General features: G+C 56.4%; 17 protein-coding genes. 7 read left to right on the top strand and 10 right to left on the bottom strand.

The features are described 5' to 3' along the window. Nucleotides 1-103 precede the first annotated feature (103 nt). Entirely contained in the window at nt 104-433 is a 330-nt protein-coding gene (locus IM295_RS04820) for a FlxA-like family protein (RefSeq protein ID WP_028013991.1), read from the top strand. Here the strand turns inward: IM295_RS04820 and IM295_RS04815 are convergent. Next, entirely contained in the window at nt 430-1,365 is a 936-nt protein-coding gene (locus IM295_RS04815) for a LysR family transcriptional regulator (RefSeq protein ID WP_041908810.1), read from the bottom strand. The two genes, IM295_RS04820 and IM295_RS04815, sit on opposite strands and share 4 nt — an antisense overlap. Nucleotides 1,366-1,454: 89 nt before the next feature. On the opposite strand from IM295_RS04815, the gene IM295_RS04810 reads away from it, so the two are divergent. Then, nucleotides 1,455-2,450 carry a bile acid:sodium symporter family protein gene (locus IM295_RS04810; RefSeq protein WP_193066299.1) on the top strand — a complete coding sequence of 332 codons (996 nt, stop codon included), beginning with the start codon at nt 1,455-1,457 and terminating at the stop codon, nt 2,448-2,450. On the opposite strand, the gene IM295_RS04805 is transcribed toward IM295_RS04810, so the two are convergent. The 3 genes from IM295_RS04805 to zipA form a co-directional block, all read right to left on the bottom strand. Further along, the gene (locus IM295_RS04805) at nt 2,447-2,662 is read right to left on the bottom strand and encodes a DUF3820 family protein (protein ID WP_048959525.1); all 216 of its coding nucleotides are present in this window, start codon (nt 2,660-2,662) and stop codon (nt 2,447-2,449) included. The two genes, IM295_RS04810 and IM295_RS04805, sit on opposite strands and share 4 nt — an antisense overlap. A gap of 1 nt (nt 2,663) precedes the next feature. After that, a complete protein-coding gene (gene ligA, locus IM295_RS04800; protein ID WP_028013993.1) occupies nt 2,664-4,679 on the bottom strand; it encodes an NAD-dependent DNA ligase LigA in 2,016 nt (671 codons plus the stop codon). Between the two features lie 69 nt (nt 4,680-4,748). Then, nucleotides 4,749-5,726 carry a cell division protein ZipA gene (gene zipA, locus IM295_RS04795; RefSeq protein ID WP_193066298.1) on the bottom strand — a complete coding sequence of 326 codons (978 nt, stop codon included), beginning with the start codon at nt 5,724-5,726 and terminating at the stop codon, nt 4,749-4,751. 230 nt (nt 5,727-5,956) lie between these two features. On the opposite strand from zipA, the gene cysZ reads away from it, so the two are divergent. The 5 genes from cysZ to crr all read left to right on the top strand — a co-directional run bounded on the left by cysZ (nt 5,957) and on the right by crr (nt 10,750). After that, nucleotides 5,957-6,718 carry a sulfate transporter CysZ gene (cysZ, locus tag IM295_RS04790; protein ID WP_193066297.1) on the top strand — a complete coding sequence of 254 codons (762 nt, stop codon included), beginning with the start codon at nt 5,957-5,959 and terminating at the stop codon, nt 6,716-6,718. Nucleotides 6,719-6,881: 163 nt separating this feature from the next. Next, nucleotides 6,882-7,853 carry a cysteine synthase A gene (gene cysK / locus IM295_RS04785; protein ID WP_028013996.1) on the top strand — a complete coding sequence of 324 codons (972 nt, stop codon included), beginning with the start codon at nt 6,882-6,884 and terminating at the stop codon, nt 7,851-7,853. Between the two features lie 317 nt (nt 7,854-8,170). Next, entirely contained in the window at nt 8,171-8,428 is a 258-nt protein-coding gene (gene ptsH / locus IM295_RS04780; protein ID WP_000487600.1) for a phosphocarrier protein Hpr, read from the top strand. Nucleotides 8,429-8,472: 44 nt separating this feature from the next. Further along, on the top strand, nt 8,473-10,200 hold the full coding sequence (gene ptsI, locus IM295_RS04775) for a phosphoenolpyruvate-protein phosphotransferase PtsI (RefSeq protein WP_193066296.1): 1,728 nt from the start codon (nt 8,473-8,475) through the stop codon (nt 10,198-10,200). A 40-nt stretch (nt 10,201-10,240) separates the two neighbouring features. After that, on the top strand, nt 10,241-10,750 hold the full coding sequence (gene crr, locus IM295_RS04770) for a PTS glucose transporter subunit IIA (protein WP_003861316.1): 510 nt from the start codon (nt 10,241-10,243) through the stop codon (nt 10,748-10,750). 44 nt (nt 10,751-10,794) lie between these two features. On the opposite strand, the gene pdxK is transcribed toward crr, so the two are convergent. The 6 genes from pdxK to IM295_RS04740 form a co-directional block, all read right to left on the bottom strand. Next, on the bottom strand, nt 10,795-11,631 hold the full coding sequence (pdxK, locus tag IM295_RS04765) for a pyridoxine/pyridoxal/pyridoxamine kinase (RefSeq protein ID WP_028013997.1): 837 nt from the start codon (nt 11,629-11,631) through the stop codon (nt 10,795-10,797). Nucleotides 11,632-11,636: 5 nt separating this feature from the next. Continuing rightward, nucleotides 11,637-12,548, bottom strand: coding sequence for a cysteine synthase CysM (cysM, locus tag IM295_RS04760; protein WP_028013998.1), 912 nt, complete (start codon nt 12,546-12,548; stop codon nt 11,637-11,639). A gap of 67 nt (nt 12,549-12,615) precedes the next feature. Further along, nucleotides 12,616-13,710 carry a sulfate/thiosulfate ABC transporter ATP-binding protein CysA gene (gene cysA, locus IM295_RS04755; RefSeq protein WP_008501607.1) on the bottom strand — a complete coding sequence of 365 codons (1,095 nt, stop codon included), beginning with the start codon at nt 13,708-13,710 and terminating at the stop codon, nt 12,616-12,618. Then, a complete protein-coding gene (gene cysW / locus IM295_RS04750; RefSeq protein WP_028014000.1) occupies nt 13,700-14,575 on the bottom strand; it encodes a sulfate/thiosulfate ABC transporter permease CysW in 876 nt (291 codons plus the stop codon). The genes cysA and cysW overlap by 11 nt, the downstream gene beginning before the upstream one ends. Beyond that, nucleotides 14,575-15,408 (bottom strand): sulfate/thiosulfate ABC transporter permease CysT, encoded by an 834-nt coding sequence (gene cysT, locus IM295_RS04745; protein ID WP_028014001.1) that lies wholly within the window; start codon nt 15,406-15,408, stop codon nt 14,575-14,577. Before cysT ends, cysW begins: the two co-directional genes overlap by 1 nt. Continuing rightward, nucleotides 15,408-16,421 (bottom strand): sulfate ABC transporter substrate-binding protein, encoded by a 1,014-nt coding sequence (locus IM295_RS04740; protein WP_047368059.1) that lies wholly within the window; start codon nt 16,419-16,421, stop codon nt 15,408-15,410. The genes cysT and IM295_RS04740 overlap by 1 nt, the downstream gene beginning before the upstream one ends. Nucleotides 16,422-16,540: the final 119 nt, after the last annotated feature.

Here is a 16,540-nt window from a genome sequence, read left to right as displayed (position 1 = left end):
GCTTTTTTGCTATCTGCGATATAAAAAATGTGAACCTGCCGCATTTTCCTCAAGCTAATCCCGTCGGTGCCGATACCTCAGTTTTATAGCGCGAGGAAAAAGTATGACGACCATTCAGGCTTCAACCCAACCCATTCAAACCAGCAGCGGCGGAAGCGGTGCTTCCGGCAGTAACGATATCGCAGCGCAAATCAGCCGCATTACCGATAAAATCAAAAAGCTGACCCAGCAGTTAAAAGAGCTGGCGAATAGCACCGGTAGTGCAGATGAGAAGAAGAAGCAGCAGGAACTGATTCAGACCCAGATCAAAGTGCTGCAGGCGCAGCTCGCCGCACTGCAGCGCCAGCAGGCCGAAGAAGCTCAGAAAAAACTGGGCAAAGTAGAAGGCGTGAATAGCCCGTCAGACACTAATCAAATTGATATCTACATCTAATCGTCTGATGCGTTAAACAGTGGATCGCGTATGCGGGCCTCGGTTAATCGTTGTGCCTGGATACGCACCACTTCCCAGATGGCCTGCGCCGCACCCGAGAGCGAACGATTTTTTCGCCGCACCAGCATCAGCTTTCGTTCGACAACGGGCGTCAGCCGCTTCACCGCCAGCTGGCTTCCCTGCGGCAGGGGAAGCGCCAGAGCGGGCAACACGCTGATGCCAATTCCGGCTTCCACCATCGGAAACAGCGTGGCCGGATGACCAATCTCCTGCACGATCGTTGCCTTAACGCCCTGATTCACCAGCGCGGAATCAATCAGCGGACGGCTGCCTGAGGCATAATCCTGTAAAACCAGGTTCGCGCCCTGCAGGGACTGCCAGCTGACCTCGAGCAACGCTGCCAGCGGGTCGTCGTCACGGCAGAGCAGCAAAAAAGGCTCAGAAAGAACGCTTTCGCATTCCAGATCGCTCACCTGGCCAGGATCGATCACAATACCAAAATCCACATCGCCCTGGCGGATGCTCTCCAGCACCCACTGCTGCGGTCTGTCATGCAGGACAAAATCAATATCAGGATAGCGATGGTTTCCCTCGGCAATACATTGCGGGATAAGGTGCGCGGATATCGTCTGGCTGGCCGCAACCCGCACGGTGCCCGACAGCTGCTGCCCCAGCCTCCCCACGTCTCTGAGCGTGCTGTTCAGCTCATCAAGCAGCCGTTCAAGACGCAGGGCCAGCTGCTGCCCCGCTTCGGTCAGGACCACTTCGCGCGTGGTGCGATCAAGCAACCTAACGCCGGTCTGGTTTTCCAGCTCCTTCACGCTGTGGCTGACCGCCGACTGGCTCAGGCCGATCATTTCACCTGCCCGGCTAAAGCTGCGGGCATGGGCGACGGTGACGAAAATGCGAAGCTGGCGTAGGGAATAATTCATCTGTTTAATTCATGAATGGATGCAATAAATCAATTTTATTTCTCAAATGGAAAAAAGCACAATAGCGACATCTGTTTTCAGGAGTCATTATGAAACTATTTGGTATTCTTGATCCGTTTACACTTACCCTGGTGGCCACCGTTTTACTGGCCTCGTTCTTCCCTGCTCGCGGCGGTTTCGTCCCTTTTTTTGAGGGACTGACGACAGCCGCCATCGCACTGCTGTTCTTTATGCACGGCGCAAAGCTCTCCCGCGAAGCGATTATCGCTGGCGGTAGCCACTGGCGACTGCACCTCTGGGTGATGTGCAGCACGTTTATTCTGTTCCCGATCCTCGGGGTGCTGTTTGCCTGGTGGGCACCGGTTAACGTCGATCCGGCGCTCTACACCGGTTTCCTGTATCTCTGTATTCTCCCGGCCACCGTGCAGTCTGCCATTGCCTTTACCTCTCTTGCCGGAGGGAACGTTGCAGCCGCGGTCTGCTCCGCATCGGCATCCAGCCTGTTGGGGATTTTCGTCTCCCCGCTGCTGGTGGGCCTGCTGATGAACATGCACGGCGCGGAAGGTAACCTTGAGCAAGTCGGCAAAATCTGCCTGCAGCTGCTGCTGCCGTTTGTCCTGGGCCATCTCTCACGTCCGTGGACCGGGGCGTTCGTGGCGAAGCATAAGAAATGGATCTCCAAAACCGACCAGTCGTCGATTCTGCTGGTGGTCTATTCCGCCTTCAGCGAAGCGGTCGTAAACGGGATCTGGCATAAGGTGGGTGCAGGCTCGCTGCTGTTTATCGTGGTGGTCAGCCTCGTTCTGCTGGCAATTGTCATTGCGGTGAACGTTTTTGTGGCGCGCAAATGCGGCTTCAGCAAAGCCGATGAGATCACCATCGTCTTCTGCGGCTCCAAAAAGAGCCTGGCGAACGGCATCCCGATGGCGAACATTCTGTTCCCCACCTCGGTGATCGGGATGATGGTGCTGCCGCTGATGATTTTCCATCAGATCCAGCTGATGGTCTGCGCGGTGCTGGCGCGTCGCTACAAGCGCCAGACAGAAAAGCTGGCGCAGGAAGAGACCCGCGCCGCGAAGGCTTAAGGACGCTTCAGGGGCTGCACCAGCTGGGTCAGCCCCTCGGTTTTGATCAGTAACGTGACAGCCATCAGCTCGCCCAGGCGCCCGGCGGGGAATTCGTCCTTGCGGGCGAACCACAGCAGGTACTCCTCCGGCAAATCGATCAGCCTGCGGCCCTTATATTTACCGAACGGCATTTCCGTATTGGCGATCTCAACGAGCTGCTCTTTCTCCACGTTACTCTCCTAACAGGCGCATCATTTCCGCTTCGTCGATAACCTCAATGCCGAGCTCCTGGGCTTTCGCCAGCTTCGAACCCGCAGCTTCGCCGGCAATCACCAGGTCGGTTTTCTTCGACACGCTGCCCGCCACTTTGGCCCCCAGCGCCACCAGACGCGCTTTTGCATCGTCGCGTGAAAGCTGGCTAAGGCTACCGGTTAGCACCACGGTTTTACCGGCAAATGGGCTATCAATTTCTTCGGCGTTGACCACCACCGGCGCGGGCCATTTAATGCCCTCTTCCAGCAGCTTGCCGATGACCTCGCGGTTGCTCTCTTCGGCAAAGAAGTTAAAGACGTGCGTGGCGACGACGATGCCGACGTCCGGCACTTTCTGCAGCTCGTCGATGCTTGCCTTTTCCAGCGCCTCCAGCGTACCAAAGTACGCGGCTAAACCTGCCGCCGTCGCTTCGCCGACTTCACGAATGCCCAGCGCGTACAGGAAGCGGGCGAAGGTCGTCTCTTTCGCTGCTTCCAGCGCGTTAACCACGTTCTGGGCTGACTTCGGCCCCATGCGATCCAGACCGGTCAGTTTGCCCGCCGTGAGCCTGAACAGATCCGCTGGCGTATGGACATACTCTTTCTCAACCAGCTGATCGATAATCTTGTCGCCCATGCCGTCAACGTCCATTGCGCGACGGGAAACAAAGTGCTTAAGCGACTCTTTACGCTGCGCGCCGCAGATCAGGCCGCCCGTACAGCGGGCCACCGCTTCGCCTTCCACACGCTCTACGTCAGAGCCGCATACCGGGCAGTGGGTCGGGAAAACGACCTCGCGCGTATCATCAGGACGCTCTGACTCAACAACGTTCACCACCTGCGGGATAACATCGCCCGCGCGGCGAATCACCACTTTGTCACCGATGCGCAGGCCGAGGCGTTCGATTTCATCGGCGTTGTGCAGCGTAGCGTTACTCACCAGCACGCCTGCGACTTGCACCGGCTCCAGTCGAGCGACCGGAGTAATAGCGCCCGTACGGCCCACCTGAAATTCCACGTCGCGAACGAAGGTCATCTGCTCCTGGGCAGGGAATTTAAACGCCACCGCCCAGCGCGGTGCACGCGCCACAAAGCCCAGCTGCTCCTGCAGCGCCAGCGAATTGACCTTGATGACAACGCCATCGATATCAAAGCCGAGCGTCGGACGGTCCTCTTCAACTTTGTGGTAGAACGCCAGCACCGCTTCCGGCGAGTCGCAGAGCTGAACGCGGTTGCTCACCGGCAGGCCCCAGGCTTTAAACTGCAGCAGACGCCCGAGGTGCGTATCCGGTAACTCACCACCTTCCAGAATACCGACGCCGTAGCAGAAGAAAGTAAGCGGTCGCTTCGCGGTGATGCGCGGGTCAAGCTGGCGCAGAGAGCCTGCCGCCGCGTTACGCGGGTTAGCAAACACTTTCCCGCCGGTGCGACGCGCCTCTTCGTTAATTTTCTCGAATCCCGCCTGCGGCAGGAACACCTCGCCGCGCACTTCCAGACGCGCGGGAATGTTGTCACCCTGCAGCTTCAGCGGGATCGCGCGGATGGTTCGCACGTTAGTGGTGATGTCTTCACCCGTCGTACCGTCGCCACGCGTGGCGGCGCGCACCAGCACGCCGTTTTCATAGAGAAGGCTGACCGCCAGGCCGTCGAGCTTCAGCTCGCAGCACCAGGTGAGGGAATCGCTGCTTTTCAGACGGTCCTGCACGCGCTTGTTAAACGCGAGGAAGCTCTCTTCATCAAAGACGTTGTCCAGCGACAGCATCGGCACTTCGTGACGCACCTGGCTGAAAGCCCCCAGCGGCTCGGCGCCGACGCGCTGGGTCGGAGAATCTGGCGTAATCAGTTCCGGGTGCTGCGCCTCCAGCTCGCGCAGCTCGCGCATCAGCCGGTCATACTCCGCATCAGGCACTTCCGGTGCGTCCATAACATGATAGAGATATTCATGATGGCGAAGCGTGGTTCGCAGTTCAGTGAGTTGTTGTTCGATTGAGTCCATATCGCACCATCAATGAGAAAAAACCCCCGACAGGCGGGGGTTGAGGAGGAGTTGAAGTAAACGCGACAATTACGCGTTGGCTTCCTTAACTTCACGGATGCGGTCCTGATACTCGCGCAGCTTCTGCGGGGTCATCATTCGACGCTGATCGTCGAGCACCACACCACCCACTTCATCAGCGATGTGCTGAGCGGACTGCAGCATCAGCTTGAAGTTTTGCAGCTCGTCGCCGTAGGACGGCACCTGCATAAAGATAGTGACACCCGGCGTCACGAAATCACCGGTCATTTCCGGGTCAAAGGTGCCTGGGTTGACCATATTGGCCAGACTAAACAGCGCCGGACCACTACCGTCAGGGCTCAGGTGGCGATGGAAAATGTTCATATCGCCAAACTTGAAGCCTGCCTGTTGAATACTGTTGAGCAACACGTCACCGTTGAGATGGCTGCCGTGATGCGCGGCCACGTTCATGATGATCACCGCTTCTTTACGCTGCGGCTTTTCAACAACCGGTTCAGGCTCGACGACCGGCTCTGGCTCAACGTGCGGAGCCGGAGCGGGCTGCGGCGCAGGCTGTACATGAACAGGCTGCTGCTGCGGCTGGTGCACAGGTTGCTGTTGCACGGGCTGCTGCACAGGTTGCTGTTGAACCGGCTGTGGCGCAGCGGGCTGCTGTTGGACAGGCGGTTGCGGCGGCTGACGTACAGGTTCTTCCACTGGCTGCGGCGCTGGCTGACGCGGCTGGGCAGAGGCATACGGCGGTTGATACTGGTGCTGCGGAGCGCGGGGGGCTTCATGCTCCCCATGAGCCGCGCCGGGCGCAGTATTGACCCGATGAACACGAACTTCACCCACGCCGTCGTCGTCGCTACCGGTGATGTCATCTTCAGTGTCATCATCATCACGACTGGACTTCATGCGCTTCAGTGGGCGATCGCGAAACATCGAGGAACGCTCTTTACGGCTGGTCCAGAAACCATGTACCAGTAAAGCGATTATGGCGATCGCGCCAACAATGATTAATATCAGACGCAAATCCTGCATCATTATATTCTCTGTTGTTCTAACACCTTGCCACCACGGCAAACATTTACTCACTAAGAGTATTTGCCGTTTACGTCAAGTGCAAGTGTGTGCAGAGCATTCGCAGCATAAAGATGAAGTAAATCGTGCTTTTTGCTGGTTTTTCGAACATTTCCGAACTGGTCATTGGTCCGCAAGTGGATAATATAGGCGGGCAATTCCACTGGTTGTGAAAAAAGGAGTACAGCCTGGTTATGGTTTCAACATCGTCTTCTCCCCCGCGCAGCGGCGTCTGGTATTTTTCTCAGGGCTGGAAGCTGGTCTCACTGCCAGGTATCCGTCGCTTCGTCATTCTGCCGCTGCTGATCAACATTATTCTGATGGGCGGCGCGTTCTGGTGGTTGTTTACAAAGCTCGAAAGCTGGATCCCGTCGCTGATGAGCTACGTGCCGGACTGGCTGCAGTGGCTTAACTACCTGCTCTGGCCGGTGGCGGTCATCTCCGTGCTGCTGGTATTCGGCTATTTATTCTCAACGATCGCGAACTGGATAGCCGCGCCGTTTAACGGCCTGCTGGCGGAACAGCTGGAGGCGCGGCTTACCGGCGCGACGCCACCGGACACGGGCGTGCTGGGGATCGTGAAAGATATCCCGCGCATTATGAAGCGCGAGTGGCAGAAGTTTGCCTGGTACCTCCCCCGCGCGGTTGTACTGCTTGCCCTCTACTTTGTCCCCGGCATTGGCCAGACGGTTGCCCCGGTGCTGTGGTTTCTGTTCAGCGCCTGGATGCTGGCCATCCAGTACTGCGACTATCCGTTCGATAACCACAAGGTGCCGTTTAAAGCGATGCGCTCGGCCCTGCGCACCCGGAAGGTCGCCAATATGCAGTTCGGCGCGCTGACCAGCCTGTTCACCATGATTCCCTTCCTTAACCTGTTCATCATGCCAGTTGCGGTTTGCGGCGCGACGGCGATGTGGGTGGACTGTTATCGTGCTAAGCACGCGTTATGGAAATAATGCAAAAATGTGTAAAGCAGGGGTGGCTTATGCCACCCCTTATTCCATACTGATCCCCATTATTTCCTTGCAGTATATAGATATGCGAATTCCTTACTTCCCCCTACCTGCTTAGCAGGTATGCTGGGTCGGTATCCCAATTTCATACAGTTAAGGACAGGCCATGAGTAAGATTTATGAAGACAACTCGCTGACTATCGGTCATACGCCCCTGGTTCGACTGAACCGTATCGGTAATGGACGCATTCTGGCGAAGGTCGAATCACGCAACCCGAGCTTCAGCGTAAAATGCCGTATCGGTGCAAACATGATTTGGGATGCTGAAAAACGCGGCGTGCTGAAGCCAGGCGTTGAGCTGGTGGAACCGACCAGCGGTAACACCGGTATCGCTCTGGCCTATGTTGCTGCCGCACGCGGCTACAAGCTGACCCTGACCATGCCGGAAACCATGAGCATCGAACGTCGCAAACTGCTCAAAGCGCTGGGGGCGAACCTGGTCCTGACCGAAGGCGCGAAGGGCATGAAAGGGGCCATTCAGAAAGCGGAAGAGATCGTGGCCAGCGATCCGGCGAAATATCTTCTGCTGCAGCAGTTCAGCAACCCGGCTAACCCTGAAATTCACGAGAAGACCACCGGCCCGGAAATCTGGGAAGATACTGACGGCCAGGTTGACGTATTTATCTCCGGCGTCGGCACCGGCGGCACGCTGACCGGCGTGTCTCGCTATATTAAAGGCACAAAAGGTAAAAAAGAGCTGATTACCGTTGCCGTTGAACCTACCGACTCCCCGGTTATCGCTCAGGCGCTGGCGGGCGAAGAGCTCAAGCCTGGCCCGCATAAAATTCAGGGCATCGGCGCGGGCTTCATTCCGGGTAACCTGGATCTGAAGCTGATCGATAAAGTCGTTGCCATCACGAACGAAGAGGCCATCTCTACCGCGCGTCGTCTGATGGATGAAGAAGGCATTCTGGCGGGTATCTCTTCCGGTGCGGCCGTTGCGGCAGCGCTCAAACTTCAGGAAGATGAAGCCTTTACCAATAAGAATATTGTGGTTATCCTTCCTTCCTCGGGTGAGCGTTACTTGAGCACCGCACTGTTTGCCGATCTGTTCACGGAAAAAGAGCTGCAACAGTAGTGCCAGTATGTTAATAACGCGTAAAAAAGCACCTTTTCGGGTGCTTTTTTGTGGCCTGCTTCAAACTTTTGACCCTCCTGGCATTGCTTCACCCCGATGTGTCTGGTATTTAAACCAGCAATTATTTTGAAGCGTGAAATTAATCAGTGAACGAAATACCCTTGCTGAATCGATTTTATGATTTGGTTCAAGTCTTCCTTTCGCTGCATAATGTTTAATGACGATTGAAACGTCAGCGCTAACAATACAGGCTAAAGTTAAGCCGCCAGGCTAGACTTTAGTTCCACAACACTAAACCTATAAGTTGGGGAAATACAATGTTCCAGCAAGAAGTTACCATTACCGCTCCGAACGGTCTGCACACCCGCCCTGCTGCTCAGTTTGTTAAAGAAGCGAAAGGCTTCACTTCTGAAATCACTGTAACTTCCAACGGCAAAAGCGCTAGCGCAAAAAGCCTGTTCAAACTGCAGACTCTGGGCCTGACTCAGGGCACCGTTGTTACCATCTCTGCTGAAGGTGAAGACGAGCAGAAAGCAGTTGAGCATCTGGTTAAACTGATGGCTGAGCTCGAGTAAGTTTCCGGGTTCTTTTAAATATCAGTCACAAGTAAGGTAGGGTTATGATTTCAGGCATTTTAGCATCCCCGGGTATCGCTTTCGGCAAAGCACTGCTGCTGAAAGAAGACGAGATCTTCATCGACCGGAAAAAAATTTCTGCCGACAAGGTTGATCAGGAAGTTGAACGTTTTCTGAGCGGTCGTGCCAAGGCATCTGCGCAACTGGAAGCGATCAAAACTAAAGCTGGCGAAACTTTCGGTGAAGAAAAAGAAGCCATCTTCGAAGGGCATATCATGCTGCTCGAAGATGAGGAGCTGGAGCAGGAAATCATAGCCCTGATTAAAGATAAAGGCATGACGGCCGACGCGGCTGCGCATGAAGTTATCGAAGGTCAGGCAACTGCCCTGGAAGAGCTGGATGATGAATACCTGAAAGAGCGTGCGGCTGACGTACGTGACATCGGTAAGCGCCTGCTGCGCAACATCCTGGGCCTGGCCATTATCGACCTGAGTGCGATTCAGGATGAAGTGATCCTGGTTGCCGCTGACCTCACCCCGTCTGAAACCGCACAGCTGAACCTGAAAAAGGTTCTCGGTTTCATCACCGACGCGGGTGGCCGTACCTCCCACACCTCAATCATGGCGCGTTCTCTGGAACTGCCTGCGATCGTGGGCACCGGTAGCGTCACCTCGCAGGTGAAAAACGGCGATTATCTGATTCTGGATGCCGTAAACAATCTGGTTTACGTCAACCCAACTAACGAAGAGATCGAAAAACTGCGCGCGGTTCAGGAGCAGGTTGCGACTGAAAAAGCGGAACTCGCTAAGCTGAAAGACCTGCCAGCCATCACCCTGGACGGCCATCAGGTAGAAGTGTGCGCAAACATCGGTACCGTACGCGACGTTGATGGCGCTGAGCGCAACGGTGCGGAAGGTGTTGGTCTCTATCGTACAGAATTCCTGTTCATGGACCGCGACGCGCTGCCAACGGAAGAAGAGCAGTTTGCTGCGTATAAAGCCGTCGCAGAAGCGTGTGGCTCACAGGCGGTTATCGTCCGTACCATGGACATCGGTGGCGACAAAGAGCTGCCGTACATGAACTTCCCGAAAGAAGAGAACCCGTTCCTGGGCTGGCGTGCCGTGCGTATCGCGATGGATCGTAAAGAGATCCTGCGTGACCAGGTTCGCGCTATCCTGCGTGCCTCCGCTTTCGGTAAGCTGCGCATCATGTTCCCGATGATCATCTCTGTTGAAGAAGTGCGTGCACTGAAGAAAGAGATCGAAATCTACAAACAGGAACTGCGCGACGAAGGTAAAGCATTTGACGAGTCAATTGAGATCGGCGTGATGGTGGAAACACCAGCAGCGGCGACCATTGCGCGTCATTTAGCCAAAGAAGTTGATTTCTTTAGTATCGGTACCAATGATTTAACGCAGTACACCCTGGCAGTTGACCGTGGTAATGATATGATTTCACATCTCTACCAGCCAATGTCACCGTCCGTACTGAACTTGATCAAGCAAGTTATTGATGCTTCTCATGCAGAAGGTAAATGGACTGGCATGTGTGGTGAGCTTGCAGGCGACGAACGTGCTACACTTCTGTTGCTGGGTATGGGTCTGGACGAATTCTCTATGAGCGCCATTTCCATCCCGCGCATTAAGAAGATTATCCGTAACACGAACTTCGAAGATGCGAAGGTGTTAGCAGAGCAGGCTCTTGCTCAACCGACAACGGACGAGTTAATGACGCTGGTTAACAAGTTCATTGAAGAAAAAACAATCTGCTAATCCACGAGATGCGGCCCAAATTACTGCTTAGGAGAAGATCATGGGTTTGTTCGATAAACTGAAATCTCTGGTTTCTGATGATAAGAAAGACTCCGGAACTATTGAGATTGTTGCTCCGCTCTCCGGCGAGATCGTCAACATCGAAGACGTGCCGGATGTAGTGTTTGCTGAGAAAATCGTTGGTGATGGCATTGCTATCAAACCAACTGGCAACAAAATGGTTGCTCCAGTTGACGGCACCATCGGTAAAATTTTTGAAACCAACCATGCGTTCTCTATCGAATCTGATAGCGGTATCGAACTGTTCGTTCACTTCGGTATCGACACCGTTGAACTGAAAGGCGAAGGCTTCAAGCGTATCGCGGAAGAAGGCCAGCGTGTTAAAGTTGGCGACCCGGTGATTGAATTCGATCTGCCACTGCTGGAAGAAAAAGCCAAGTCTACCCTGACGCCGGTTGTTATCTCCAACATGGACGAAATCAAAGAACTGATCAAACTGTCTGGCAGCGTCACCGTGGGCGAAACCCCGGTTATCCGCATCAAGAAGTAATTCTTGCCGCACAGAAAAATGGCGCCTTCCGGCGCCATTTTTGTTTATGCAGGGAGGATAAGCTCGTCGTAGCCTTTCGACTGGGTATAAAGCATCACATCAGTCACCCGATCCCCGGCCATGCGAATGGCATCAGCAACGGTTTTCCCCTCAACAATTCCGCTCACCAGTTCTGAACAGAACAGATCCCCCGTTCCTTTCAGATCGGTTTCTACGCGGGGATGAGCGCTGACGGTCACGCCCTCACGCGTCACCAGCACCACGTGGATGTTTTGCGGGTCGTCGGCGACCGGCGCGCTGGTGATCGCCACCCATTTCAGAGTGTCAGAAAGCAACCCCTGCGCGGCGGCAATAGCGCTTTCCGGCGTCCGGCACGGCTTACCGCTTAACACTTCCAGCTCATAAACGTTTGGCGTAATCCCCTGCGCCAGCGGCAGCAGGTGTTCCCGGTACGCTTCCGGGATATCCGGCTTCACGTACATTCCGCTGTCGATATCGCCGATAACCGGGTCGACCAGCACCAGCAGGTCAGGATGCTGCGCTTTGACCGCCCTCAGCCACTGCGCCAGCAGCGCGATCTGGCTGGCGCTGCCCATATAGCCGGTAGTGACCGCTTTAAGCTCGCGCAGGATCTCGCGCTCTTCCAGCGCCTTCAGGTAGCCGCTGAACCACTCGTCGGGGATCACCCCGCCGTAGAAGGTGTCGTAGTGCGGCGTGTTGCTAAACAGCACCGTCGGCACGGCGGTAACGTTCAGCCTGTGGGTACGAATGTTCGGTACAGCAATGCTGTTCCCCACGCTGCCGTAAACCACCTGCGACTGCACCGCGACAATGTCGGTTTGCTGCGCCCGGGTGTTATCCCGGAATAGAATCATCTCCATGACGCTTAAATCCCCGCCCCCTGCGAATAACTCTCTTCACCAAAGACGCCGGTAGACAAATAGCGATCGCCGCGATCGCAGATAATCGCCACCACGACCGCACCGGGATTTGCCTGCGCCACGCGCAACGCCCCCGCTACCGCGCCCCCCGAGCTGACCCCGCAGAAGATGCCTTCACGCACGGCCAGTTCACGCATGGTATTCTCCGCCTCGCGCTGATGAATATCCAGCACCCGATCCACCAGCTGCGCATTAAAGATGCCCGGCATATACTCCGCAGGCCAGCGGCGAATGCCCGGAATACTGCTCCCCTCTTCCGGCTGCAGACCAACAATGGTGACCGGTTTCTCCTGCTCGCGCAAAAAACGCGACACGCCGGTAATGGTGCCGGTGGTGCCCATGCTGGAGACAAAATGGGTGATGCGCCCGCCGGTTTGCTGCCAGATTTCCGGCCCGGTGGTGGTGTAGTGCGCGTACGGGTTGTCCGGGTTATTGAACTGATCGAGCAGTTTACCTTCGCCGCGCTCGGCCATCGCTAACGCTAAGTCTCGCGCCCCTTCCATCCCCTGCTCTTTGGTTACCAGAATCAGCTCGGCCCCGTAGGCACGCATCGCGGCGCGGCGCTCCTGGCTCATGTTGTCCGGCATCAGCAGCTTCATGCGGTAGCCTTTCAGCGCCGCAATCATTGCCAGCGCGATACCGGTGTTACCGCTGGTGGCTTCAATCAGCACATCGCCTGGCTTAATTTCACCGCGTTTCTCGGCCTGGACAATCATCGACAGCGCCGCGCGGTCTTTCACCGACCCTGCCGGGTTATTGCCTTCGAGTTTGACCCAGATTTCGCTGCCGTTGGCACATCCCATGCGCTGAAGCTTGACCAGAGGGGTGTTGCCGATGGTGTGTTCGAGTGTATTCACGATTTTTACTCAATAAAAAGCCCGGTAAGCATCACGCCACCGGGCGAAAAACATACTCAATAACCTATCAGGCTGACTCCGCCAGAGCAATATCCTCGCGCGTCTCAATCCGCTCCTTACCGTGATAGATGCGCGCATGCTGCAGCCCGACAAACAGGCGCTCACCCCGGTGCGGCGGGACGTCGTCGCGCATGACCACGGTCAGCGGCTCGGTATACCAGCCCAGCGGCTGTACCACCAGTTGGGTGTAGTGTCCTTTAGGGCTAGCTTCCAGCACCTGCACCGGCAGCGGGGAATCCAGGCTGGTACGGCGGCTGACGTCCACTTCCCACGGGCGCAGGAACAGATCGACCGGCCCCTGATGCGCGGAGGTGTAGCCCAGCGGCCAGCGGTGCGCGCCGACGTGGAACTGACCGCCGCGAATGGTGCCCTGCAGGCGGTTCACCTCGCCCATAAACTCCAGCACGAAGCGGGTCGCCGGCTCGCGCCAGAGCTGTTCCGGCTCGTCAACCTGCTCGATGTTGCCCTGGCTCATGACCACCACGCGGTCCGCGACTTCCATCGCCTCTTCCTGATCGTGGGTCACGAAGACGCTGGTGAATTTCAGCTCTTCATGCAGCTGGCGCAGCCAGCGACGCAGCTCTTTGCGCACCTGCGCATCCAGCGCGCCGAAGGGTTCATCCAGCAGCAGTATTTGCGGCTCAACGGCCAGCGCGCGCGCCAGCGCCACGCGCTGCTTCTGCCCGCCGGAAAGCTGCGCCGGGAAACGGTCCGCCAGATGCGCCAGCTGCACCATCTCCAGCAGTTTGGTTACTTTCGCCTTAATGGTTGCTGCATCCGGGCGTTCACGACGCGGCAGCACCGTCAGGCCAAAGGCGATATTGTCGAAAACGGTCATGTGGCGGAACAGCGCGTAATGCTGGAAGACAAAACCCACTTTACGATCGCGGGCGTGCAGGCGGCTCACGTCGGTGCCGTGGAAGCGGATGTGCCCGCTGGTCTGATGCTCAAGCCCGGCGATGATCCGCAGCAGCGTCGTTTTGCCCGAGCCAGACGGCCCCAGCAGCGCCACCATTTGTCCGGAAGGGATATCCAGCGAGATATCATTCAGCACCTGGGTGCGACCAAAAGACTTCTTAATATTGGCAATCTCAATGCTCATGATTTCCCTCCTGATGCTGACGTTTTTCCTGATTCTCTAAACGCCACTGCACCACACTCTTCAAAAACAGGGTCAAAATCGCCATCAGCGTCAGCAACGCTGCGGCAGTAAAGGAACCGACGGTGTTGTAGTCCTGTTCCAGTAATTCAATCTGCAGCGGCAGCGACAGCGTTTCACCGCGAATCGAGCCGGATACCACCGACACCGCACCAAACTCACCGATGGCGCGGGCGTTGGTCAGCACCACGCCGTAAAGCAGCGCCCAGCGAATGTTCGGCAACGTCACGCGGCGGAACATCTGCCAGCCGGATGCGCCAAGCAGAACGGCCGCTTCGTCTTCATTGCTGCCCTGGCTTAACATCACCGGCACCAGCTCACGCACCACGAACGGACAGGTCACGAAGATCGTCACCAGCACCATGCCCGGCCAGGCGAACATGATCTGCAGGTTATGTTCATCCAGCCAGCCGCCCAGCGGGCCGTTGGAGCCGTAAAAGAGCAGGTAAACCAGACCGGCAACAACAGGCGACACGGCAAACGGAATATCCAGCAGGGTCAGCAGCAGCTGACGTCCCGGGAAGTTAAAGCGCGTCACCAGCCAGGCCAGCAGCGTACCGAAGACCAGGTTCACCGGCACGGTGATCAGGGCAATCAGCACCGTCAGCCAGATGGCGTGCAGCATGTCCGGGTTCGCCAGGTTCTCCAGCGCGGGCATCAGCCCCTTGCTGAACGCCTGGACGAAGATATAAATCGTCGGCACGACGAGAATGAGGGCGGAAACCAGCACGCCCACGCCAATCAGAAACCATTTACCCCAGTTGATGCGGGGCGCATCGTATCGCTTCAATTGCGTAACTTCCGCCATCAGTGACCTACCACACGTCGACCAAAGCGACTTTGCAGAGTGTTAATCGAGTACAACAGCAGCAGCGAGGCCGCGAGGATCACCGAGGCAATCGCGCTCGCCGCCGGATAATCAAACTCCTGCAGGCGGATGAAAATCATCAGCGAGGTGACTTCCGTTTTCCAGGCGATGTTCCCGGCGATAAATATCACCGCGCCGAACTCACCCAGGCTGCGGGTAAACGACAGCGCGACGCCCGCCATCAGCGCCGGAGAGAGCTCTGGCAGAACCACTTTGCGGAAGCTCTGCCAGCGCGTGGCGCCCAGCGTTTCCGCCGCTTCTTCGTATTCCGGACCCAGCTCTTCCAGTACCGGCTGCACGGTACGCACCACAAACGGGATGCTGGTAAAGGCCATCGCCACCGCGATCCCGAGCCAGGTATAGGTCACCTTGATGTCAAATTTCGCCAGCCACTCGCCGTACAGCCCGTTCACGGAGAAGAGCGACGCGAGGGTTAAGCCCGCAACCGCCGTCGGCAGCGCAAACGGCAGATCCATCAGGGCATCAAGCAGCGTACGGCCCGGGAAGCGATAGCGGGTTAAGATCCACGCCATCAGCAGGCCAAACACGCCGTTAAAAATGGAGGCAACAAACGCCGACAGCAGCGTCACCTTATAGGCCGCCACCACCTGCGGGTTGGTGACCACGTCCCAGTACTGCGCCCAGCTCATCTCAGAGAGCTGCATCACCAGCGCGCTGAGCGGCAACAGCAGGATCAGGCAGACGAACAGCAGGCTGGTTCCGAGGCTTAAGGTAAAGCCCGGCAGCACGCGTTTTGTCGAGACTGCAAACATTACTTACGCCCCGCCGCCAGCAGTTTGTCTAACTCACCGCCGCTGGCAAAGTGCGTTTTCATCACCTCAGGCCAGGAGCCGAAATGATCTTCCACGCGGAACAGCGCGGTCTGCGGGAATTTGTCCTTCAGTTTGTTCATTACGTCGGGGTTGTTCACGCGGTAGTAGTAATCGGTGATGATGGCCTGCGCCTGCGGGCTGTACAGGTAGTTGAGATAGGCTTTTGCCGCTTTCTCGGTGCCGTTCGCCTGCACGTTTTTATCCACCCACGCCACCGGGAACTCAGCCAGGATGTTGGTTTTCGGAATAACCACCTCGAAGCCCTGCGCTTCGTACTGCTTGCGAATGTTGTTCACTTCGGATTCAAAGCTGATCAGCACGTCGCCCAGACCACGCTCGGCGAAGGTCGTGGTCGCGCCGCGGCCGCCGGTATCAAACACTTCGACGTTTTTCAGGAACTGGGTCATGAACTGCTCGGTCTTCGCTTTATCCTTACCGTCAGCCTTGTCTGCCGCGCCCCACGCGGCTAAATAGGTGTAGCGCGCGTTACCTGAAGTTTTTGGGTTCGGGAAAATCAGCTTCACGTCGGAACGCACCAGGTCGCTCCAGTCGTGGATGTTCTTCGGGTTGCCCTTACGCACCAGGAAGCCCATGGTGGAGTAGAACGGCGAGCTATTGTTTGGCAAGCGGCTCTGCCAGTCAGCCGGGAGCAGTTTGCCCTTGTCGTGCAGGATCTGCACGTCAGTCACCTGGTTATAGGTCACGACATCTGCTTTCAGCCCCTGCAAAATCGCCAGCGCCTGCTTGGATGAACCGGCGTGGGATTGCTTGATGGTCAGCTTATCGCCATTGTTTTCTTTCGCCCACTGCTGCTCGAACGGTGGGTTAAGGGCGGCAAACAGCTCGCGGGAGACATCATACGAGCTGTTCAGCAGCTCGGTCGCCTGCGCCTGGGCCACCAGCAGTAAACCTGCCAGCGCCAGAGTTCCTTTTTTCAGTACAGTAACGGCCATTGCGCACCCTTATAAATGTGATGACTATCTTATAGTCATAATATTTATAACGGGGATGAAAGGAGTAACGGTTTTATATACCGTTTGGTGATTTACAAGCAGAAAAGGGAATAAGGGTG

The sequence above is a fragment of the Enterobacter cloacae complex sp. P14RS genome (assembly GCF_014895895.1).
Classification (GTDB): domain Bacteria; phylum Pseudomonadota; class Gammaproteobacteria; order Enterobacterales; family Enterobacteriaceae; genus Enterobacter; species Enterobacter bugandensis.
This window is presented reverse-complemented; position numbering and strand designations above follow the sequence as displayed.

Bases quoted from the DNA above. Each gene is read 5' to 3' on its own strand.
- IM295_RS04820 (WP_028013991.1), top strand. From the start codon at position 104: ATGACGACCATTCAGGCTTCAACCCAACCCATTCAAACCAGCAGCGGC.
- IM295_RS04815 (WP_041908810.1), bottom strand. From the start codon at position 1,365: ATGAATTATTCCCTACGCCAGCTTCGCATTTTCGTCACCGTCGCCCAT.
- IM295_RS04810 (WP_193066299.1), top strand. From the start codon at position 1,455: ATGAAACTATTTGGTATTCTTGATCCGTTTACACTTACCCTGGTGGCC.
- ligA (WP_028013993.1), bottom strand. From the start codon at position 4,679: ATGGACTCAATCGAACAACAACTCACTGAACTGCGAACCACGCTTCGC.
- zipA (WP_193066298.1), bottom strand. From the start codon at position 5,726: ATGATGCAGGATTTGCGTCTGATATTAATCATTGTTGGCGCGATCGCC.
- cysZ (WP_193066297.1), top strand. From the start codon at position 5,957: ATGGTTTCAACATCGTCTTCTCCCCCGCGCAGCGGCGTCTGGTATTTT.
- cysK (WP_028013996.1), top strand. From the start codon at position 6,882: ATGAGTAAGATTTATGAAGACAACTCGCTGACTATCGGTCATACGCCC.
- ptsH (WP_000487600.1), top strand. From the start codon at position 8,171: ATGTTCCAGCAAGAAGTTACCATTACCGCTCCGAACGGTCTGCACACC.
- ptsI (WP_193066296.1), top strand. From the start codon at position 8,473: ATGATTTCAGGCATTTTAGCATCCCCGGGTATCGCTTTCGGCAAAGCA.
- crr (WP_003861316.1), top strand. From the start codon at position 10,241: ATGGGTTTGTTCGATAAACTGAAATCTCTGGTTTCTGATGATAAGAAA.
- pdxK (WP_028013997.1), bottom strand. From the start codon at position 11,631: ATGGAGATGATTCTATTCCGGGATAACACCCGGGCGCAGCAAACCGAC.
- cysA (WP_008501607.1), bottom strand. From the start codon at position 13,710: ATGAGCATTGAGATTGCCAATATTAAGAAGTCTTTTGGTCGCACCCAG.
- cysW (WP_028014000.1), bottom strand. From the start codon at position 14,575: ATGGCGGAAGTTACGCAATTGAAGCGATACGATGCGCCCCGCATCAAC.
- cysT (WP_028014001.1), bottom strand. From the start codon at position 15,408: ATGTTTGCAGTCTCGACAAAACGCGTGCTGCCGGGCTTTACCTTAAGC.
- IM295_RS04740 (WP_047368059.1), bottom strand. From the start codon at position 16,421: ATGGCCGTTACTGTACTGAAAAAAGGAACTCTGGCGCTGGCAGGTTTA.